This is a genomic window from Serratia sp. JSRIV001, assembly GCF_019968745.1.
GTDB lineage: Bacteria > Pseudomonadota > Gammaproteobacteria > Enterobacterales > Enterobacteriaceae > Chania > Chania fonticola_B.
Map to the genome: position 1 here is coordinate 1052202 of NZ_CP074147.1, position 19252 is coordinate 1071453.

Here is a 19252-nt window from a genome sequence, read left to right on the forward strand (position 1 = left end):
TCTTAGCCTTATTTAACGTCGCAAGTGTGTTACACCACTGTGTCAGAGGAAGTAAAATGAACAAAATATTGCAATATATGACAGGTGTGCTGGTATGCATGGCTGTCGGCAATAGTGCTTGGGCTGCGGTGGTGTGCTCACCGTTGAATGGTGCACCGCGTACCGATACCGTTCAACTAAGCCCGCCAGCAATTTCAGCAGGGACAGATATTCCCGTTGGGACGGTGATTTATCAAGGGCGATGGATAAGTGGTGAAACCGGTCTCAGCGTGATGAAATGTGCCTCGGCGGTCGATACCTCAATGTGGTTTAATATTGCGTGGAGTATTGATCAGGCACCGATGCCGCTGGCCAACTGGAGCGGTAGCCCTTTCGCTGGCGCGGTTTATCAAACTAATATTCCAGGGGTCGGCGTTGCCATCTCGCGCAGCCCGGACAGTGAAGCGTTCATCTTGGGTCAACCTTTTTATCGATTCCCATCTGACACGAGCAGTCCGGTGACCGGCGGTTCGTATGAGCCTTATCTGACAAGCCGGGATATCTATGTGTCGCTAATTAAAATAGGCACTATCGCGCCGGGAAATTATATTCTCGACTCAGCAAAGTTACCGACCCCTAGCATATCGATAACAAATCCATTATCTCATCCGGCGACTACCGGGCTACCTATCAAAGCTTATATTGTCAAACTTCAAGGCCAGCTAACGGTATCGGCGCAGACCTGTACGACACCGGATGTGAATGTCAATTTAGGTAGTTTTGATATCAATAAAAATTTCACCGGTCGGGGGGCTACGACTCCGTGGGTAGATGCATCGATCGCATTAACCAATTGCCCGACCTTTTTCGGTTTTTATAACGTCGCCAACAGCACGCTGATGTTTGATTACACTCTTGGCGGCGGGAAGGTTGCCAATTCAACCAATAACAGCATCGGTGTGCGCCTGACCCCAACCACCTCGGTGATTGATGCAGCAAATGGTATTATGGCTATCGATTCGTCGGTTTCCGGTGCGGCAGCGGACGTAGGTATCCAGATCGGCTGGGGCAATAGCAGCCAAACGCCAACCTTGTTTAATTTTGCAGGGGAGCAGACGTTGACGCTGCCGAAAGACGGTAGCCCAACCATTCGTGTCCCGCTGGCTGCCCGCTATATTCAAACCGCAACGAGCGTTTCTCCGGGCAAGGCGAATGGCAAAGTGGTGTTTACCATTAACTATTATTGAGTTGCGGCCAGCGCCGATTGGGTGCTGGCCGTGGTTAACCGACCTTATTTCGTTGGTGCCGGGCCGATGTTGTCATCAATACGCTTGAGCATATAAGGGAAGAACGGGTTTGAGGACAGACGCATCAGTGAGTCCAGCCCGACCACCAGCACTGCCCGCTCGCCACGTGCCGCAAAGGTCCCCAGGCTGATACCGTACTGATTGCGTGGTTCCGGGTAACGCCCGTACAGGGAATCACTCAACGGGAATGGCAAGGCCACGTGCGACAGCGAGAAGATATCCGGCAAGTAGGTGATACCGAGCAGATCCGTGGTCTCTGCCGTTTGCCCTGCGACGATGGTACGAGCCTCGGTATCGGTAGTTTCTGGCGTTACGTTAGTGACTATGGTGGCCGTATAGTTACGCGGAGGCGGTGGTAGCAGCCGCGGCAGCGCGGTATAGGATGAGCTTCTGAGTAACGGCCCAAACGCCACCGCCTGGTTTAAATCAAATAACACCACCTCACTGCCGTTGGCTGGCAGGTGGTTATACAGGGCGGTGATTACCGCACGGGTGCTGACGGTAGAATCCATCACCGATTGGAACGTCAGGATCGGCGGCAATTCGCCCATTTTGCCGTTGCGTGAATCGGCGGCAATCTGCTTTTGCAATGCCTGGGTAAGCTGGAAGGACTGGCGTGCCGCATTTACCGGGAACGAATTGTATTTGAACGGGTTAAACTCCGGCACAATCCCCAACCAGGCCGCCTTGGCAAACGCCGGGAAGATGGCAGGCCAACCGGCAATACCGGCAAAACGAGCAAAGCTGGTGACGCCGATCATCGGCGAAATCAGCACTACACGCTGGGGTTTCGTCAGGCGGGGGTCATCCAACGCATCCAGCGTGTATTTCATCGCCAATGCGCCGCCGTTAGAGAAGCCAACGATATGCAGCGGTACGTCGTCACCCGCCAGGCGTTTGGCTTCACGGATCGCCAGGCGAGTGGCTGCCATCCAATCCTGCCAGTCTACGTCGGTCAACGCACCCGGTACGGTACCGTGCGCGGGTAAACGAATACCGACCGCCACATAACCATATTCACGGTAATTATCTGCGATATGCCGCAGGCTGTAAGGGGTATCGGTCAAACCATGTAACAGCACCACGGCGCCTTTCGGTTTGCCTTCCGGCATCATAATGTAGGAGCGGTTCCAGTCGGTAGGAAACTTTTCGGGATAGATTGGGCTGTTGACATAGTAGCGGTTCAACGAGGTCTGCTGGCTGCTGTCCAGCTTGTCGGTCACATTCTGGCGGACCTCTTTGAAAATGGCGTCCTCGGCAGTTAGATAATCCGCCCAACTGGCCTTATCGATCTCATCGGCGCGCATTTCATTGGGGACAAAGGTATGCCAAAGCTGTAACGATGGCCCACGCTGAGTATCATAAACTCGCATGCCCAGCGCTCCGACGATTAACACCACCAGCAGCAGGGCAATGCGTTTAATCCATTTGATAAACATCAGGTTTAACTCCGTTTTTTATTGTAATGGCCGAGCCGGAAAACTCGCTATTATCCCGCAAGGAGAGATCGTCCCTGGAGCCGGTATCGCAGTAGTAAGGAGCCATATTGCGGTCTGGCTCCTAAACCTTGAAGTAACCTATTCCTTTTAGCGTGGTGAGACGGTGGTGGTGGTGCCATTGGTCACCAGTGCAACGCGTTGCCCTGTATGGAACTGGGTTGAGCCCTGTGCCTGAACGACCACGATATTCACGCCATCATCTCGGCGCACTTCCAGTTCCACCCCGGCGCTGCGATTCATGGCACTTTGGATACCTGAGCCAGCGGCTGCGCCCCCGACGGCACCCGCTGCGGTTGCCAGATTGCGTCCGGTGCCACCACCTACCGTGTTACCCAGGAAGCCACCGACTACGGCCCCGCCAATAGCCCCAGCGGCGTTGGTGCCATCACCCCCCTGGATGGTGACCGGCCGCACGGACACCAGCGTGCCATAAGTGACGAAGTTGGCCTGCCTGGCCTGTGCTGCAGTAAAGGTATCGCCGGAAGCGGTGCGATTAGCGTTACATCCGCTGAGAACGGCGGCAGCAAGAGCGACAACAATGATGGTTTTATTCATGAGAAAACTCCGGGCAAGTTAAGTGCGCAAAGAGACAGTCGCTGTCTCATGCAAATAAGTATGGCAGGAACTTGATTTTATTCAGGCGGTACGAAAAAAAATTATAATCGGGCGTAAGAATAAGGATTAAGCGTTTTAGTGTGTTGTTTTACGTCAATTAACCAAGAATATTCTCATTAATCAGTGTTGTTAATTGTTCAGCAGGGGATAAATGTATCGCGGGGGTGACAGCCTGAACGATCCGGGAAGGGGGAAGAATTGACGGGAGAAGCCAGAACAGATCTGGTGTTCTCCCGATGTTATCTGAGGATAACGTTAAGGCTTAACGACAGCCACGTCCGCCGTGCATCCCCGCTCCACCCATCCCGTGGCCCATCATCGGTACGCCAGCCTTGGCCAGATCGGTATCGAGCGCCACACGCTGTTGGTACAGGTTATCACGCAATGCGGTGATTTCTTTGCTCACGGCCAAGATCTTCTGCTCATCCAAAGGCTTGCTGGTCAGCAATGCCTGATATTCGTATTGCTTGGACATCAGTTGTTGGCGCAGATCGGCGGTTTTCAACTGGAATTCATCAAAGGCTTTCTGGCTGACGGCTTGCTGTTCAGGCGTCAAGTTCGCGCGGTTACCGTGCTGATAACCCATCCCCTGATGAGTTCCCTGTGCATTGGTCATGTTTGCGCGGTTGCCATTTTGCGCCAGCGCGGTAGTGCTAACACCGGCCAGCAGGGCAACGGAGATAATGGCGGCGAAGGTGGTTTTAGTTAGCGTCATGATTGATTTCCTTTGGTTGAGGGTTCATGGATTCCATTTCTTTAGTTGCAACCGTCGTGCCAGCTTCAGGCTGGCATGGGAATTGTATAGATCCAGGATCGCCGTTAGGGCTTGGCTATCTCAGCCAACGGGCGCCAGCCAAGGAACTCCAGCATGCAGCGCGTTAAGTTTATGACAGTAATAAAAATAACTGATGGTGGAGGATGGCCGTTTGCTGGTCGCCATCCAGAGATAAAGTGGGTTATTTTTACTCGCCATACTGATAGTGTGGGTAATACTTACCCGCACGCTGGCGTGCCGGTTGCAGAGGAAGCCAATGGAATTTAAAACCAAATCGACGCTCTTACCTGCCTGGATTGCGATCGCCGCGGTCGCGTTACTGCTTGGCATTATCATCACGCTGGCCATTAAAGATCTGCAGCGTGGGCGTGAGGTGGAGATCCAGACGCTACGAGAAAAAAGCGCGGTGTTGATGAGTTCGTTTGAATCCGGTGCTCGTACCGGTATGGGCATGCGCTGGCGTCACGATCAGCGTCAAACCCTGTTGGAGGAGATGGCCTATCAGCCGAACGTGCTGTACATCGCCATTACCGATCGCTCTGGCCGCATTCTGGCGCACAGCGATCCGCAACGTGTTGGCCAGCAGCTGTATAGCCCGCAACAGATGGCTGAGCTGAAGATTTCCAGCGATGCACAGTGGCATATGACGACCTTTGATGAGCCGCAGGCTCAGCAGCAGAATGCTTTCGAAGCCTACCGTTGGTTTAAGCCGCTCAAGCGCGGTAGCGGCCACTCCGGCCATATGATGAACCGATCGCGTATGCAGGAGGCTGCCGAGCCTCAGGATGATGAGCAGGCCGTCATTTTTGCGGCGTTAGACACTGTCGCGCTGGATGCCGCCCAGGCAAAGGATATGCGCAACACCTCCATTTTGCTGTCCATCCTGCTGTTGCTGGCGTTAGCCAGTTTGTTGGCGCTGTTCTGGGGGCGGCGTTATCAACGTTCCAGCCAACAGTTGCAGGACTCAAGGGCCTTCTCCAGCGAAATTATCAGTAACTTGCCGATGGGCTTGATCACCACCAATGATCAGCACCAGATCCGGGTGGTTAACCATGCGGCAGAAGTGATGCTGGGTTGTAGTGCCGCCGAGCTGTTTGGCCAGCCTAGCCATCAGGCGCTGCCAGCCGAATGGCAGCAGCTGGCGCAGAAAAGTAGCCACGGCCAGCCTATTATCGAACAGGATATTGACCATCGTCTGGCTGGTGGGCAGAGCCTGCCGTTGAGCATCAGCGTGGCGAATATTGTTAATCACAGCGGCCATTTTCTGGGCAACGTGTTTATCTTCCGCGATATGCGGGAGATTCGCCAACTGCAAGCGGAGATCCGCCGCAAAGAAAAGCTGGCGGCTATCGGCGATTTAGCGGCTGGCGTAGCCCACGAAATCCGCAACCCGCTTTCCTCCATCAAAGGCTTCGCCAAGTATTTTGCCGACCGCTCGCCTGCGGGTAGCGAACAGCATGAACTGGCCAAGGTGATGGCGAAAGAGGTCGATCGTCTCAACCGGGTGATCACCGAGTTGCTGGCGCTGGTGCGCCCTGCAGATCTGCGTTTGCAACGGGTGGCGATTAACGAGGTGATCGCACATTCGCTGCACCTGATCCGTCAGGATGCAGAGAGTAATAATATCGACCTCCGCTCCCGTTGTGATGAAGCTTTGCCGCTGGTGGAGATCGACCCCGATCGCCTCACTCAGGTGTTGTTGAATCTGTATCTCAATGCCATCCAGGCGATTGGCTCGGATGGCGTACTCGAGGTTGACGTTGAAGCGACCAAGGAGGGGGCGATGCGCATTACCGTCAGCGACTCGGGGGCTGGTATCCCACCTGACGACCTGGGAAAAATCTTTAACCCTTACTTCACCACCAAGGCGACGGGCACCGGCCTGGGGCTGACCATGGTGCAGAAAGTGATCGAGGAGCACCAGGGGACGATCGCTGTCACCAGCGGCCAGCCAGCGGGCACTTGCTTTACAATGGTGATCCCGCTCAGGCACAACAATCAACAAGGGGAGGCTCATGCAGACGTCTAATGCACATATTTTGCTGGTTGAGGACGATCTCAGCCACTGCACTATCCTCGAGGCTCTGATAAACGGCTGGGGCTACCGGGTCAGCGTGGCGCATAACGGCCGACAAGCGTTGGAACAGGTCAGGGCACAGCCGTTCGATCTGATCCTGAGCGACGTGCGGATGGCGGAAATGGACGGCATCGCGGCGCTGAAGGCCATCAAAAGCTATAACCCGGCGATCCCGATCCTGATCATGACCGCCTACTCCAACGTGGAGTCTGCCGTGGAAGCGATAAAGGCGGGGGCTTATGACTATCTGACCAAGCCTCTCGATTTCGATACGTTGCAGCTCACGCTGGCACGCGCGCTGGAGCATACCTCGTTAAAGAGCGAGAACCAGGATCTGAAGCAGCGTTTGCGGTTCGATCAGCAAAATTTTATTGGCCGCAGTGAACCGATGCGCAAGCTGCTGGAAATGATCGCCATGATCGCCCCTTCCGAAGCGACGGTGTTGATCAGCGGCGAATCCGGCACCGGCAAGGAGCTGATAGCCCGGGCCGTACACGCCAACAGCCTGCGCAAGGAGCGGCCATTGGTGAGCATTAACTGCGCCGCCTTGAGCGAATCTCTGCTGGAGTCGGAGCTGTTCGGTCATGAGAAAGGGGCATTTACCGGTGCCGATAAACGCCGGGAAGGGCGATTTATGGAGGCTGACCAGGGTACGCTGTTCCTGGACGAGATTGGAGAAGTCTCGCCGCTGATGCAGGCAAAATTACTGCGGGCGATCCAGGAGAGGGAGATCCAGCGGGTGGGCAGTAATCAGACCCTGTCGGTGGATGTACGTCTGATCGCAGCGACTAACCGGGATCTGTTGGCGGACGTGGAGGCTGGCAGGTTCCGCCAGGATCTCTACTATCGGCTGAACGTGGTGACGGTGGACAGCCCGCCGCTGAGGGCGCGCAGCGAAGATATTCCCCTGTTGGCAATGCATTTTCTGGCCAAATTTGCCGAGCGTAACCGTAAGCCGGTTAAAGGATTCACCCCGCTTGCGATGGATATGCTGCTGAAATACCCCTGGCCGGGCAACGTGCGTGAGCTGGAGAACAGCGTTGAGCGCGGGGTGATCCTGCTGAGTGGGGACTTTATCAGTGAAAAAGAGCTGCCGCTGAGTATCAGCCAGTGCGTCGATGTGCAGCCGGATCGCCAATGTGGCCAAGCGATCCAGCCGTTGGAGCAGGTCGAGAAACAGGCGATTTTGGCGGCGCTGGAACAAACCGCCGGTAACAAGACCGAGGCGGCCAAACAGCTCGGCATTACCCGTAAAACGCTGTTGGCCAAGTTACAGAAGTAGCTTTTGGACCCCTCACCCTAACCCTCTCCCTGTGGGAGAGGGAACCGATCGAGCCACCACTTAATTATAGTAAATTGTCTTTACATCAATTGTTTACTGACTAACTCCTGTGCTGACGACAACGCAGTGTCAATTGGGAATGGGAGTAAGCGTGCTACAAATTAACTATCAAATAGTTACAGAATAACTTGGCACCCTGCCACGCGCTCCGTTCAGCTCCCTCTCCCTGTGGGAGAGGGTTGGGGTGAGGGGTCAGTCTCCGCCCGCAGTTCAGTCACCCGCTGCTGCAAATCAGGCCACGGTTTCTGCTTGGTAAAGTCCTGCCGTAGATAGTTCAGCAGCGCGGCGATTTGCTCGTCGTTGAGGTTATAACGGAACGCAGGCATATAGCCTAACTCGCCTTTGGCCGGCTGCTGGATACCGGAAAGCACCACGCGGATGGCATTATCCGGGCTGCTGCTATACAGGTTGCTGTTCAGGGCCAGGGAAGGGCGTACGCCCTGCATCTGCGCGCCTTTCTCCTGGGAGTGACAAGCCATACAGGCACCGGAGAAAATCCGTGCTCCCTGCGAAGTCAGTGGCTCAACCCTTTGTTCCGCCAACCGGTTGATCTCTGCGGCCTTACCCGGGAGGCTTTCATCCTGAGGATGGAAAGAGCGTAAATAGGTGGCAATCGCCTGCAAATCCTCTGGCGGTAACTGAGAAAGACCTTCCTCGATCACCGGTGCCATCGGCCCAGCAGCCACACCGTGGTTAGCGGAGTAGCCGGTTTGCATAAAGGTCAGCAGATCCTGCTGGCTCCAGGCCAGCGGTAACTGAGCGTTGGCGGTCAGGGCCGGAGCGGTCCAGCCCTCTGCGACACCACCGCTCAAATGTTTACTGCCCCCTTGCTCCCCAAACAGGAAGTTTCGTGGCGAATGGCAGGCGCTGCAATGGCCCAGTCCCTCCGTCAGATAGGCCCCCCGGTTCCACTCTTTACTCTGGCTGGCGTCTGGCTGCATGGCTCCGGGTGTCAGATAGAGCCAGTTCCAGGTCACGATCCCCTGACGGATATTGAACGGGAAATGTAATGAGGTTTTTGGCGGCTGGTAGTGCACCGCTGGCTGCGTCATCAGGTAGGCGTACAGTGCCTTGAGATCTTCGTCGCTGGTGCGGGTAAATGCGGTATAGGGGAAAGCCGGGTAGAGGTAATTGCCCTGGCGATCGACCCCGTGGCGCATGGCGCGCTCAAAGGCGGGATAGGACCATCCGCCAATCCCCGTTTCCAGGTCGGGCGTAATATTGCTGGTGTAGATGGTACCGAACGGGATCTCCATCGCCAGCCCGCCGGTATTGCGTTCTCCACCGGGGCGCGTGTGGCAAACCGCGCAATCGCCTAGTGCGGCCAGGCGCTCACCTTTTTCAATCTGCGCCTGGCTGAAGGTATGGGTATCCAGACGATCGATTTGCACCATTTCTGGCTGCCAGGTGGCAATCGCCCCCACGGCAACGATGATGGCAACGGCCAGCGCGCCCAGCCCGGCGATTTTCTTTATCTTGTGCATAATGTGTTACCCGTTTGCATGGCTGGAAGAGGTGGCAGTAGCTAAAGCCTTCAGGATCCGTTCCGGGGTGAAGGGGACTTCGCGCAGCCTGACGCCCAGCGCATCAAATAACGCATTGGCGATGGCGGCAGCGCTCGGTACGGAGGCGGATTCCCCTGCTCCCATCGGCGGTTCATGCGGGTTATCCAGCAGTTGGATATTCACCTCTGGCAGTTCGTCAAACCGTAGTAGGGGATAACCGCCCCAATCCAGTGAGGTCACTCCGCTGTGGTCAAAAGTGACAAACTCTTTCAGGACCCGGCTGGCAGACTGGATGATGTTGCCATGCACCTGATGGCGCACCCCGGCCGGATTGACGATTTGCCCGCAGTCGTGGGCCACGTAGATCTTGTTCAGTGTGATCTGCCCGTTGCGGCGATTAACGCTGAGATCGCAGACCCAGGCCGCCCAGGCGGCACCAAACCCGGGGAATTTGCTGTGGAAGTAACGGGCATAGGCGAAACCTCGGCCATTGACCACCTCTTGATCCTCGGCCGCCGGATTACGGTGGGCTGGCCCATCCCGCCAGTTGGCCTGTTTTTTCAGCGCGTGGATCAACGTAATGGCGCGCGGATCGGTTAAATATTGCAGCCGATAGGCGATCGGATCCTGTTTGGCGAGGTAGGCCAACTCGTCGATCCAGCTTTCATGGGCAAACACGTTCGGCAGCGCCGACACGCCACGCATCCAGGAAGCCCGCACGATGGGCGCTGCATCTTCCGCAATCACCCGCATATGCGGATATTCATATTGCGGCACGGCAGTACGGTCCCCCATCTGCTGTACGTCTGGCCGATTGGCAACCATGCCGGTTAATACCAGCGGCAGGGTGACGGCATTGTTGGAGGGATAGCTGGTTCTCAGCTCGTAGGCGGCGACCTGATGATTGGCATCCAGCCCGCCACGTACGCGGATCAATTGCCCGGTACCTTTTGGTTCCCAACCCGCTTCCTGCTCGCGCATCAACTGCACCCGCACTGGCTTGCCGGTGGCATGTGACAGTAAGGCCGCATCTGCCGAAACGTCGTCGGCACAGTTACGACCGTAGCAGCCGGAAGCTTCCATGCGGTTGATATGCACCTGCTCCGGCTCACGTCCAAGCAGTTTGGCAATGTCTTTGCGCAGGTCGTGGGGGTTTTGCGTACCAGACCAGATTTCCACCTGATGCGCATTTACCTCGGCCACGGCACAGGAAGGACCGATAGAGGCATGCAAATGATAAGGCCAGACGTAGTCGGCATTGACCTGCGTTGCGACTGCGGCAAGGGCGTCGGTGGTGCCAGGATCGTCGCGCAGAATTCGCTCGGCTTTCGGCATGGCTTCCAGCGTCGCGTGCAGCTTATCCAAAGACAGATCCGGTAACCCGGCCCAGGGTTGCCATTGCACCTTTAGTTGGCGCATGGCTGCGATCGCCTGCTCCTCACGCTCGGCGACGATGCCGATAAAGTCATTGATGACCACCAGTTTGACAATACCGGGCAGGTGGGCGATGGATCCCCGATCGACGGAAATCATCGCTTTTCCCAATGGTGCACTGCTGTCTGCTCCGGCATAAGGCGGGCGCACTACCCGCCCATGTAACATGCCTGGTAGGCGCATATCGTGCACATAGGTCAGTTGGCCGCGAACCTTGGCTGGAATATCGACGCGTGCCACCGGTTTGCCCACATACTGGCCGCTTTGCGGGCTTTTCAGCACCACATTGCTGTCCAGCGGCAGATGCAGATCCTGCCCACGCGCCAGTTCGGCGTAGCTCAGGCGGGCTGAGGGGGCATCTGGGGCAAACACGAAGCCATTGGCGGTTGTCAGCTGTGTGGCCGGGCGCTTGAAGGCAATAGCGGCCAGTTCCACCAGCAATTGTCGCACCTGCGCAGCCGCCTGACGCAGGGGAACCGAGGTTACCTGAATGGTGGCGCTGGCGATGGTTGGGCCTTGATCGGGCGTGCGATTGGTATCGCCCAGGATCAGCGTGACATCGTCGAAAGCCACGTCCAGTTCATCGGCGACAATCTGTGCCAGTGAGGTGCGTATGCCGGTGCCGAGATCGACGTGGCCGTTAAACGCGGTCACTTTGCCATCGGCACTGAGGGCAATAAAGCTGCTGATACGGTCCAGGGGGATCGCTTTACCAGTGGCTGCAGGGCTGCTCGCCAGGGCGTTGAAGGGTAACAGACTGCTGACCATCACTACGCCACCCGCCTGCAGTAGGCGGCGACGGGTTATTTGCATCTCCATCATTGGGCACCGCGCTCGGCCAGAAGCCGCTTGGCCTGTTGCGCCGCAGCCAGAATTTCCAGATGGGTACCGCAACGGCACAGGTTGAAGGCTAATTCGTTTTTGATCTGTTGCTCGCTGGCTTGGGGATCGCGTTCAAACAGCGCCACCAGCGTCATAATCATGCCGTTGGTGCAGTAGCCACACTGTGCGGCCTGTTCATCGATAAAGCCCTGTTGCACCGGGTGTAAATGGCCTTCATGGCTTAGCCCTTCCAGCGTGGTGACCGCTTTCCCCTGGGCAGCAGACAACGGGGTGGAACAAGAACGGGTCGCAACGCCGTCGATCAGTACGGTACAGGCGCCGCATTCGCCCAGGCCACAGCCATACTTGGGGCCGTTGAGTTGTAGATCGTTGCGTAGGACATACAGCAGGGGAGTCTCTGGTGGGATGTTGCTCAGTGCGACCAAACGGCCATTAACCTTAATTTCCATGTAAAACCCTATCCTTGATGAGTTTAATTTTTTGTGAATTCTATGTTGATGGCTGGGGGCTTGTTTGATCAAAAGAGGGGTTTTCAATAATTAGCAGAATAATTATTGAAACAGAATGTGATGTAATGCATTGATACTCAAGAAGAGTTATAAGCAGCGGCGAGCTAATGCCCGCCGCTGTTGTGAGGGGTTACCTAGGGGTTAAGCGAGAAACTCAACCTTGCCGCCGTCCAGATGGTACATGCTGCCCACAATCTTGATTTTTCCTTCCTCTTCCAGCTTTTTCAGCACCGGGCTGTTTTTGCGGATATCGGCGATGGTCAGCTCGACGTTGGTTTTGGCGACGGCATCAACAAAATCATAGTTGCTACCGCTGCGGTCGCCTTTGAATTCGGTTTTGTCGATGGCCGGTTTGATCTTGTTGAGTAATCCGGTCAGGTTACCCAGCTCGACATTCTCGATAGCGCCTCTTATCGCACCACAGGCGGTGTGCCCCATCACCAGGACCACTTTTGCTCCGGCAGCAGCACAGGCAAACTCCATGCTGCCCAGAATGTCGTCATTCTGAATGTTACCAGCAACGCGTGCGTTAAAGGTTTCGCCAATGCCGACGTCAAACAGAATTTCTGCCGGGGCGCGTGAGTCAATGCAGCTTAAAATGACCGCTGCTGGGAACTGCCCCTGAGCGCTGGCCTGCTTCTGGGCGACATAGTCATGCTGCTGCATTTTGCCTTCCCGAAAGCGCATATTGCCTTGTTTAAAGCTGGCGATGATGTCGTCAGGCGTCATTTTATCGCGCTGTTCTTTGGTCATCGCGGCGGCAAAGGCCACTGAAGGTGCGGTGAAACCGGCAATGCCGGTCATAGCTAATACTGAAAGGGCTGCAGTACGTTTTAGCAGGGCACGGCGTGGCGGTTCTTGATCGGGGAGCTTACTCATATACGTTTTTCCTCGTGTGCTGTTTGAAGAGAAAACTCGTTGATTACGCCAGTTCCCAGGGGCAATGAAACAACCTGGCGTAGTGGCGTTGAACGGGTATCGCCTTGATAAAGGTAAGCACTAGTAAGTGTATATGCGCCCTTGCTTTTCAGCTGGGTATTTTGTGAACAAAATGAGGCTGCCGGGGACCAGATTCCTGTTTGTTCGCGCCAGACAATGGCTTAACATAGTGACAACTTTTTTGCCTGGCCTATATGGATATCCGATGCGTCACCTGGTTACGCTTTTACCCCTGATCCCTTTGCTGGCTGCCTGTAGCAGCGAGCCTAAACCTACCGAGCAATTGGCCCCCCCAGATAGTCTGGTGCAGAGTGGCTTTGTGCTTGAACCGGAGCATGCCATTCATCCGCTGGGCGGCGACTTTGCCAATAATCCGGCGACGGCGCGCTTTATCGACAAGATGGTGCAGGATCACGGCTTTGAACGCCAGCAGTTGCATGACGTACTGGCCCAGGCCAAACAGTTGGACTGGGTGGTGGCTCTGATGGATAAGCAGGCACCCGCAGGCAAGCCAGCGACGTCGCCAAACGGCGCCTGGATCCGCTATCGCAACAAGTTCCTGACGCCGGATAACGTGCAGAACGGGGTGGTGTTCTGGAATAAATATGAGGCGGATCTCCAGCGCGCCTATCAGGTTTACGGTGTACCGCCAGAAATTATCGTGGGCATTATTGGGGTGGAAACCCGTTGGGGCCGGGTGATGGGCAAAACGCGCATTATCGATGCGTTGGCGACGCTGTCGTTTAACTACCCACGCCGTGCCGAGTACTTTAGCGGTGAGTTGGCTACCTTCCTGCTGATGGCGCGTGCCGAAGGTGACGATCCGCTTTCCCTGCGCGGCTCCTACGCCGGTGCGATGGGCTATGGCCAGTTCATGCCTTCGTCGTTCAAGAGCTATGCGGTTGACTTCAACGGCGACGGCCATATCAACCTGTGGGATCCGGTGGATGCCATCGGCAGCGTAGCCAACTACTTCAAAGCTCATGGCTGGACGCGTGGGGCAACGGTGGCGGTGCCAGCTAATGGCCAGGCTCCTGGTTTAGAGACCGGTTTTAAAACCAATTATTCGGTCGCTACGCTGGCTGCGGCTGGGTTGACGCCGCAAGGCTCGTTGGAAGGTAATCAGCAGGTCAGCCTGCTGCGCCTGGATATGGGAAACCGTTATCAATACTGGTACGGCCTGCCGAACTTCTACGCCATCACCCGCTATAACCACAGCGTGCATTATTCGATGGCGGTGTGGCAGTTGGGTGAAGCGGTGGGCAGGGCTCGGCGCGGGCAGTGAGTTTTTTGGGTGATTGATTTTAGCTCGGAGAGCTGCCCCTCACCCTAACCCTCTCCCACAGGGAGAGGGGACCGATCGAGTGGGACTTAAAATGTAGTGATTCTACATAAGCACCGGTGGTTGAAGTGACAATCAAAGGTTGCTGAAATGACCTCCTTCTCCCAACAGAGCAAGGGCTATCAGCTCCCTCTCCCTGTGGGAGAGGGTTGGGGTGAGGGGGCATCAACGTTCCCGCAACGACTCTTTCACCTTGTTCAGCGGCTTGATCAGGTAATCCAGCACGCTTTTCTGCCCGGTTTTGATCTCCACGCTGGCCACCATTCCCGGCACGATCGGGAACTTCTTACCCGCCTTATTCATCAGCTCCGCCTGCTTGGTGCGCACGTAAACCCGGTAGTAATACTGGTCACGTTTGACCTCGTCCTGAAGGGTATCCGGGGAAACGTTCTCCACCTCGCCATTCAGGTTGCCGTAGATCGACGAATCATAGGCGGTTACCTTGACGGTGGCGGGCAGGCCAGGGCGGATATAGGCGATATCCCGTGGGTTGATGCGGGTTTCGATCAGCAACTGATCTTCCAACGGCACGATCTCCATCAGCTTGCCGCCCGGCTGCAACACGCCGCCCACGGTGGTCACCTGAATATCCTTCACGATCCCACGCACTGGCGAGAGCATGGTGGCGCGATCCAACTGATCTTCCTTACCGTTCACCAGCTCTAACTGGGCGTCGAGATCGGCGTTGTTTTTTACCTGCTCCTCACGCGCCCGCACGGCATACTGGTTTTTTGCTTCGTCGATCTTACCGCGCAGTTCGCTGACCTGCCGCCGCAGACGGATGACTTCAACCTGGCCGGCAGCCCCTTTGGCAACTAGCGGTTCGGTCATGCGTAACTCCTGCTGGACCAACTGCATCGACTGTTGCAGGTTGCTGACGGTCTCATCGCGGTTGCGCTTGCGGGATTCATACAGCTGGCGTTCACGGGCCACCAGACTTGGCTCCTTCAAGGTATCGGCGCTGAACTGAAGTGGCTCGCCGGTCAGCTCGGAACGCAGGCGTTCGGCGGAGGCGCGCAGGGTGCGTACGCGGGAAAAGGCCTCGCCATAGTTGGACTGGAAGCGTTTCACATCCAACTGCGCCAGTTTCTGGCCCTTGTTGACGATATCCCCTTCATGCACATACAGGTGGTCGATAATCCCACCGTCCAGGCTCTCAATCAGCTGCGCCCGGCTTAAGGGCGTGACCTTGCCGGTGCCGACGGTGACCTCATCGAGCAGGGCAAAATAGGCCCAGACCACAAACAGGATCATCCCCAACAGCGTCAACCAAAGTACCGAGGAATGCCGCCGCCCCTGGCGTGCCAGATCGTCTTGCATGGTGATATTGCTCATTGCCTGCTCCTCATGCTACGCCCTGTTCTTTATTGATCGGCTTATTGGCTGCCTGCAGGATCTGATCCTTTGGCCCATCGGCCACCACGCGGCCGTTATCCAGCACCACAATGCGATCTACCAGCTTCAACAGCGCTGGCCGATGGGTGACCAGCACCAGCGTGCGGCCGCTGAGCCAGCCGTGCATCTGGCGGATCACGTACTCTTCCAACTGTTCATCCATGGAGGCGGTGGGTTCATCCAGCAGCACGATTTGCGGGTTACGCAGGATCATACGGCTCAACAACACCATCTGGCGCTGGCCGCCGGACAGGCCGCGGCCTCCTTCATGAATAATGCGATCCAGGCTGGCGGCATCTTGTTGCACCAGGCTCAGTGCCCCCGAGATCCGCAGCGCCTGAAGCATTTCCGATTCGGTAGCATGAGGGTGGCCGAGCATCAGGTTCTGGCGCAGGCTGCCGAAAAACAGCCGCGACTCCTGCGAGAGAAAGCCCAGTTGGCGGCGTACATCGCTGGGATCGATATGGCTGATGTCGACCCCGTCGATGATCACCTTGCCCCGGGTGGCGCTGGCTTGACCGGAGAGCAGCTTCAGCAGCGTCGATTTCCCCGCGCCGACCTTGCCGAGGATCGCTACCCGTTCGCCGGGTTTGATCTCCAGATTATTGACGGTGATCGAGTTTTCCCCTTTCTCCACGTCGTAGCTGTATTGCAGATTGCGCAGTTGGAAATGGCCGCTGAGCACCGGGCAATGAGCCATCTTGCCCTCTTCCGGTTTATCGAGCGGCTTCTTCAACAGATCGTCAAGGCCGGTCATGGCGGTTTTGGCGTGCTGCCAGCGTGAGAACACCATGGTCAACTGCATCAGGGGGGCGATGGTGCGTGAGGAAAGCAGGCTACAGGCCACCATGGTACCGGTCGTGATATCGCCCGCGAGCACCAGATAGCTGCCAAACACCAGCATACCGGCATAGGTCAACTGCTGTACCGTCGAGGCCCAACCGCTGAGCCGCGCCCCCCACAGCCGCTGCTGCATACCGATGTTGGCACTGACCGCGTGGGTCTGCTCCCATTGGCGCTGGAAGTAGGGCTCGGCTTGTAGTGCCTTGATATCCTCAACCCCTTCGATCGACTCAACCAGCACCGCATTGCGCAGTGCGCTTTCCCGCATGCCTTCCTTCGCCAGCTTGGCCATCGGCCATTGCAGCAAGATGCCAGGAATGACGATCAGCGGGATCGCCAGCATCGGGATAAACACCAGCGGGCCACCAACCAGCGCCATAATGGCGAGGAACAGCAGCACGAAGGGCATATCCGCCGCCGCGCCCACGGTGGTGGAAGTCAGCAATTCCCGTACCTGATCGATCTCCCTCAACTGCGAGATAAACGAGCCTGTCGATTTTGGCCGCGCTTCGTTTTTGATCGCCAGGGCGCGGGCAAACAGCATGCCTGAGATCTTCAGGTCGATTTTCTTGCCCATCAGATCGGAGATCACGGTGCGCGACAGGCGGATGGCATACTCCAGCGCCGCCGCGATCAGCACCCCAAAGAACAGTACCCATAAGGTGGAGTAAGACTGGGCCGGAATAACCCGGTCATAGACCTGCATCGAAAACAGAATACCGGCCAGTGCCAGCACGTTGCTGATGATCGATGCCAGCGAGATCTCGCCGATTTGCCGTTTTGCCCCGCGAAAATGTTGCCAGAACCAGTGTTTGCGATAGGGCTGTACGAAGTCGTCGATGCGCGCATCCTGCCCGCGCTTCGCCGCCCCCAGCAGCACAATGGTGCCTTGCCCTTTCAGCAGGAGCTCTACCAGCTCGGCCTCTCGTTGCACGTCGCCGCTGTCGTTGAGCCAATACAGCGCCTTACCCTCACTATCGAGGGATTCGATCACCATCAGGCCGCCGTCGTCGATCTCGATCAGCGCGGGCAGGATCTCGTTGCGCCAGCGGACTTTCTCCCGTGGCTGCAAGCTGACGCTAAGCCCCATCAGGTGGCCCAGACGTTCCAGGCGGCGCGGGGCTGGCAGTTGTTCATACCAGCGCATTTGCTGGCGGACGGATTTGATATCGACAGCCAGACCGTAGCCGTTGGCCGCTCGGGCCATGGCTGCGATCCAGGCTTCGAGTGAAGCAGGTTGTGACATAAGCGCTCCTGGCAAATCATTCAGACTACAGCGACGGTAAGCTGTCGCCACTGGCTCGTTGGCGCTCGATACCCAGCATATCCAATAAGTTGTCGACCGCGGAGGCGTAGCGCACCGCCGCGTCCCAGCCGTCGTACAGGGCGATAACGCGTGAGCTTTCTGCCTGTAGCACGTCTTGTTCCACGCTGAGCAGGTCGTTCAGGCTGCGCTTGCTGAGCTTGTACTCGTCCTGATAAACGCTGCGGGTATAGTCCGCGCTGCTCAACTGCTGTGCACCGGCAAGCTCTCGCTGCTGGGCACCGATCAGGTCCGCATAGGCGGTGGAGGCTTTCTGGTTCATATCCAGCTTGGCGGCCTCGACCTGAGCCTGTGCCGCCTGGCGATCGCCCTCGGCGGCATCGACCTTGGCATTGACCGCGCCGCCCTGATAGATCGGTGCCTGCACTACGAGCTGCAGCTGATCGTTCCAATAGGATTGGGCATCGTTGCCATCGCTCTCATAGCGGGTGCGGCCTGCCTGAACCGAGATGGTAGGCCAGTGCTGCGCTTCGGCCTGGCGGATGCGCTGGGTCGCGGCTTCCTGCTTGGCCTGCGCGCTGAGCACCGCATTGCTTTTTTGATAGGGTAGCGACTTGAGGGTGATTTTCTGTTGCAACAGTTGTTGCGGCAAGTCGGGCAATTTATCCGGCACGACGCCGGTCAGTACGGAAAGCTGCGCCAGGGCCGAACGGTGTTGGGCGCGATACTGTTCCAGCGTGGCGTTCATCCCGGCGATGCGGGTTTGCGCCTGTAACACGTCGGATTGTGAACTGAGGCCAGCATTGGCCCGCAGCTCGGCAATTTCCTTGACCCGGTTCAGTGACACCAGGTTGCGCTCCGCCGCTGTACCCAAGTCCTGATAGCGCTTGACCTGTAGGTAAGCCTGCAGCGTTTGTTGGCCCACCTCGGTCATGGTTTGGTACAGCGTGTAGCGATAGGCGTCGGAGAGGTTATTTTGTTCCTCAATGCTGCCGCTGGTTTTGCCGAAGTCATACAGCAACTGATTCAGGGTTACGCCTGCCGAGGCGTTGTTGTTCAAGGTGCCAGAGGAGTCGGTCTGGCTGGATTTGCCAAAATTGCTGTTGAGGGCAATTTGCGGGAACCAGGCGCTTTGTGCCAGCGCCAGATCGGCCTTACCCACGTTAATCTGCGCCGAAGCCTGGGCGATCTGCGGGTTACGAGCAAAGGCTCGCAGGATCGCATCCTGTAACGTCAGCGTCATGACCGAACGTTCTGTTGGTGCGGCTTGCCAGTTAAATTCGACCTGCGGTGCGGCGAGAGACTGACCAGTCAGCCCGCCTAATCCGCCCAAAAACAGTCCGATTGTGGCCGCACGCCGTAGCGTGAGCCGAGTTCCATCCATGCCATAAAGGTGTCTTTTCATTATCGCTACCACATCTATGCCGATAACTGCGCTGGGTTGCCGTTTCGGCTTTGTTATTGTGACGATCGTTAATTTCGGCGGCCCGTCTCCCGAACGGAACCGCCGCACTGCCTTGGCCTGAACTCTGTCATTCCCATGCCACTGGCTCGCTGCGTACGAGCCAGTGGCTGACGGATGGG

General features: G+C 56.8%; 15 protein-coding genes. 5 read left to right on the forward strand and 10 right to left on the reverse strand.

What is annotated here, in order from left to right; genetic code table 11:
* The first annotated feature begins 56 nt into the window (after positions 1-56).
* Positions 57-1226 carry a fimbrial protein gene (locus KGP17_RS04720; RefSeq protein ID WP_223498935.1) on the forward strand — a complete coding sequence of 390 codons (1170 nt, stop codon included), beginning with the start codon at positions 57-59 and terminating at the stop codon, positions 1224-1226.
* Positions 1227-1270: 44 nt separating this feature from the next.
* Here KGP17_RS04720 and KGP17_RS04725 read toward each other — a convergent pair whose 3' ends face one another.
* The 3 genes from KGP17_RS04725 to KGP17_RS04735 form a co-directional block, all read right to left on the reverse strand.
* Positions 1271-2725, reverse strand: coding sequence for a carboxylesterase (locus tag KGP17_RS04725; RefSeq protein ID WP_223498936.1), 1455 nt, complete (start codon positions 2723-2725; stop codon positions 1271-1273).
* Between the two features lie 147 nt (positions 2726-2872).
* A complete protein-coding gene (locus KGP17_RS04730; protein ID WP_059199873.1) occupies positions 2873-3340 on the reverse strand; it encodes a glycine zipper 2TM domain-containing protein in 468 nt (155 codons plus the stop codon).
* A 322-nt stretch (positions 3341-3662) separates the two neighbouring features.
* On the reverse strand, positions 3663-4115 hold the full coding sequence (locus KGP17_RS04735; protein ID WP_223498937.1) for a periplasmic heavy metal sensor: 453 nt from the start codon (positions 4113-4115) through the stop codon (positions 3663-3665).
* A gap of 153 nt (positions 4116-4268) precedes the next feature.
* On the opposite strand from KGP17_RS04735, the gene KGP17_RS04740 reads away from it, so the two are divergent.
* From KGP17_RS04740 to KGP17_RS04750, 3 genes are read left to right on the forward strand one after another with little or no spacing between them, the layout of a single operon-like run.
* A complete protein-coding gene (locus tag KGP17_RS04740; RefSeq protein ID WP_209528809.1) occupies positions 4269-4442 on the forward strand; it encodes a hypothetical protein in 174 nt (57 codons plus the stop codon).
* Positions 4432-6204, forward strand: a complete 1773-nt coding sequence (locus KGP17_RS04745) for an ATP-binding protein (RefSeq protein WP_094983204.1) — start codon at positions 4432-4434, stop codon at positions 6202-6204. Before KGP17_RS04740 ends, KGP17_RS04745 begins: the two co-directional genes overlap by 11 nt.
* Positions 6191-7534, forward strand: coding sequence for a sigma 54-interacting transcriptional regulator (locus KGP17_RS04750; protein ID WP_115160342.1), 1344 nt, complete (start codon positions 6191-6193; stop codon positions 7532-7534). Before KGP17_RS04745 ends, KGP17_RS04750 begins: the two co-directional genes overlap by 14 nt.
* Before the next feature lie 212 nt (positions 7535-7746).
* On the opposite strand, the gene KGP17_RS04755 is transcribed toward KGP17_RS04750, so the two are convergent.
* From KGP17_RS04755 to KGP17_RS04770, 4 genes are all read right to left on the reverse strand, one after another.
* A complete protein-coding gene (locus KGP17_RS04755) occupies positions 7747-9078 on the reverse strand; it encodes a cytochrome c (protein ID WP_223498938.1) in 1332 nt (443 codons plus the stop codon).
* A gap of 6 nt (positions 9079-9084) precedes the next feature.
* The gene (locus KGP17_RS04760; protein ID WP_371822109.1) at positions 9085-11355 is read right to left on the reverse strand and encodes a molybdopterin cofactor-binding domain-containing protein; all 2271 of its coding nucleotides are present in this window, start codon (positions 11353-11355) and stop codon (positions 9085-9087) included.
* Positions 11352-11825: a (2Fe-2S)-binding protein gene (locus KGP17_RS04765; protein WP_021179470.1), complete on the reverse strand. Its 474-nt coding sequence runs from the start codon at positions 11823-11825 to the stop codon at positions 11352-11354. The genes KGP17_RS04760 and KGP17_RS04765 overlap by 4 nt, the downstream gene beginning before the upstream one ends.
* 201 nt (positions 11826-12026) lie before the next feature.
* Positions 12027-12764 (reverse strand): carbonic anhydrase, encoded by a 738-nt coding sequence (locus KGP17_RS04770; protein WP_059199878.1) that lies wholly within the window; start codon positions 12762-12764, stop codon positions 12027-12029.
* 265 nt (positions 12765-13029) lie between these two features.
* Between KGP17_RS04770 and mltB the strand changes: the two genes are divergently transcribed.
* On the forward strand, positions 13030-14109 hold the full coding sequence (mltB, locus tag KGP17_RS04775) for a lytic murein transglycosylase B (RefSeq protein ID WP_223498940.1): 1080 nt from the start codon (positions 13030-13032) through the stop codon (positions 14107-14109).
* A 222-nt stretch (positions 14110-14331) separates the two neighbouring features.
* Here the strand turns inward: mltB and KGP17_RS04780 are convergent, their stop codons facing one another.
* Genes KGP17_RS04780 through KGP17_RS04790 form a run of 3 tightly spaced genes read right to left on the reverse strand, consistent with a single transcriptional unit; the run spans position 14332 to position 19073 of the window.
* Positions 14332-15501, reverse strand: a complete 1170-nt coding sequence (locus tag KGP17_RS04780) for an HlyD family type I secretion periplasmic adaptor subunit (RefSeq protein WP_094981414.1) — start codon at positions 15499-15501, stop codon at positions 14332-14334.
* A 10-nt stretch (positions 15502-15511) separates the two neighbouring features.
* A complete protein-coding gene (locus tag KGP17_RS04785) occupies positions 15512-17650 on the reverse strand; it encodes a type I secretion system permease/ATPase (RefSeq protein ID WP_209528804.1) in 2139 nt (712 codons plus the stop codon).
* A 25-nt stretch (positions 17651-17675) separates the two neighbouring features.
* Positions 17676-19073, reverse strand: coding sequence for a TolC family outer membrane protein (locus KGP17_RS04790; RefSeq protein WP_223498941.1), 1398 nt, complete (start codon positions 19071-19073; stop codon positions 17676-17678).
* Between the last annotated feature and the right edge of the window lie 179 nt (positions 19074-19252).

What these genes read in the sequence shown, in the direction of transcription:
- KGP17_RS04720 (WP_223498935.1), top strand. Translation starts at nt 57, where the DNA reads ATGAACAAAATATTGCAATATATGACAGGTGTGCTGGTATGCATGGCT.
- KGP17_RS04725 (WP_223498936.1), bottom strand. Translation starts at nt 2,725, where the DNA reads ATGTTTATCAAATGGATTAAACGCATTGCCCTGCTGCTGGTGGTGTTA.
- KGP17_RS04730 (WP_059199873.1), bottom strand. Translation starts at nt 3,340, where the DNA reads ATGAATAAAACCATCATTGTTGTCGCTCTTGCTGCCGCCGTTCTCAGC.
- KGP17_RS04735 (WP_223498937.1), bottom strand. Translation starts at nt 4,115, where the DNA reads ATGACGCTAACTAAAACCACCTTCGCCGCCATTATCTCCGTTGCCCTG.
- KGP17_RS04740 (WP_209528809.1), top strand. Translation starts at nt 4,269, where the DNA reads ATGCAGCGCGTTAAGTTTATGACAGTAATAAAAATAACTGATGGTGGA.
- KGP17_RS04745 (WP_094983204.1), top strand. Translation starts at nt 4,432, where the DNA reads ATGGAATTTAAAACCAAATCGACGCTCTTACCTGCCTGGATTGCGATC.
- KGP17_RS04750 (WP_115160342.1), top strand. Translation starts at nt 6,191, where the DNA reads ATGCAGACGTCTAATGCACATATTTTGCTGGTTGAGGACGATCTCAGC.
- KGP17_RS04755 (WP_223498938.1), bottom strand. Translation starts at nt 9,078, where the DNA reads ATGCACAAGATAAAGAAAATCGCCGGGCTGGGCGCGCTGGCCGTTGCC.
- KGP17_RS04760 (WP_371822109.1), bottom strand. Translation starts at nt 11,355, where the DNA reads ATGATGGAGATGCAAATAACCCGTCGCCGCCTACTGCAGGCGGGTGGC.
- KGP17_RS04765 (WP_021179470.1), bottom strand. Translation starts at nt 11,825, where the DNA reads ATGGAAATTAAGGTTAATGGCCGTTTGGTCGCACTGAGCAACATCCCA.
- KGP17_RS04770 (WP_059199878.1), bottom strand. Translation starts at nt 12,764, where the DNA reads ATGAGTAAGCTCCCCGATCAAGAACCGCCACGCCGTGCCCTGCTAAAA.
- mltB (WP_223498940.1), top strand. Translation starts at nt 13,030, where the DNA reads ATGCGTCACCTGGTTACGCTTTTACCCCTGATCCCTTTGCTGGCTGCC.
- KGP17_RS04780 (WP_094981414.1), bottom strand. Translation starts at nt 15,501, where the DNA reads ATGAGCAATATCACCATGCAAGACGATCTGGCACGCCAGGGGCGGCGG.
- KGP17_RS04785 (WP_209528804.1), bottom strand. Translation starts at nt 17,650, where the DNA reads ATGTCACAACCTGCTTCACTCGAAGCCTGGATCGCAGCCATGGCCCGA.
- KGP17_RS04790 (WP_223498941.1), bottom strand. Translation starts at nt 19,073, where the DNA reads ATGAAAAGACACCTTTATGGCATGGATGGAACTCGGCTCACGCTACGG.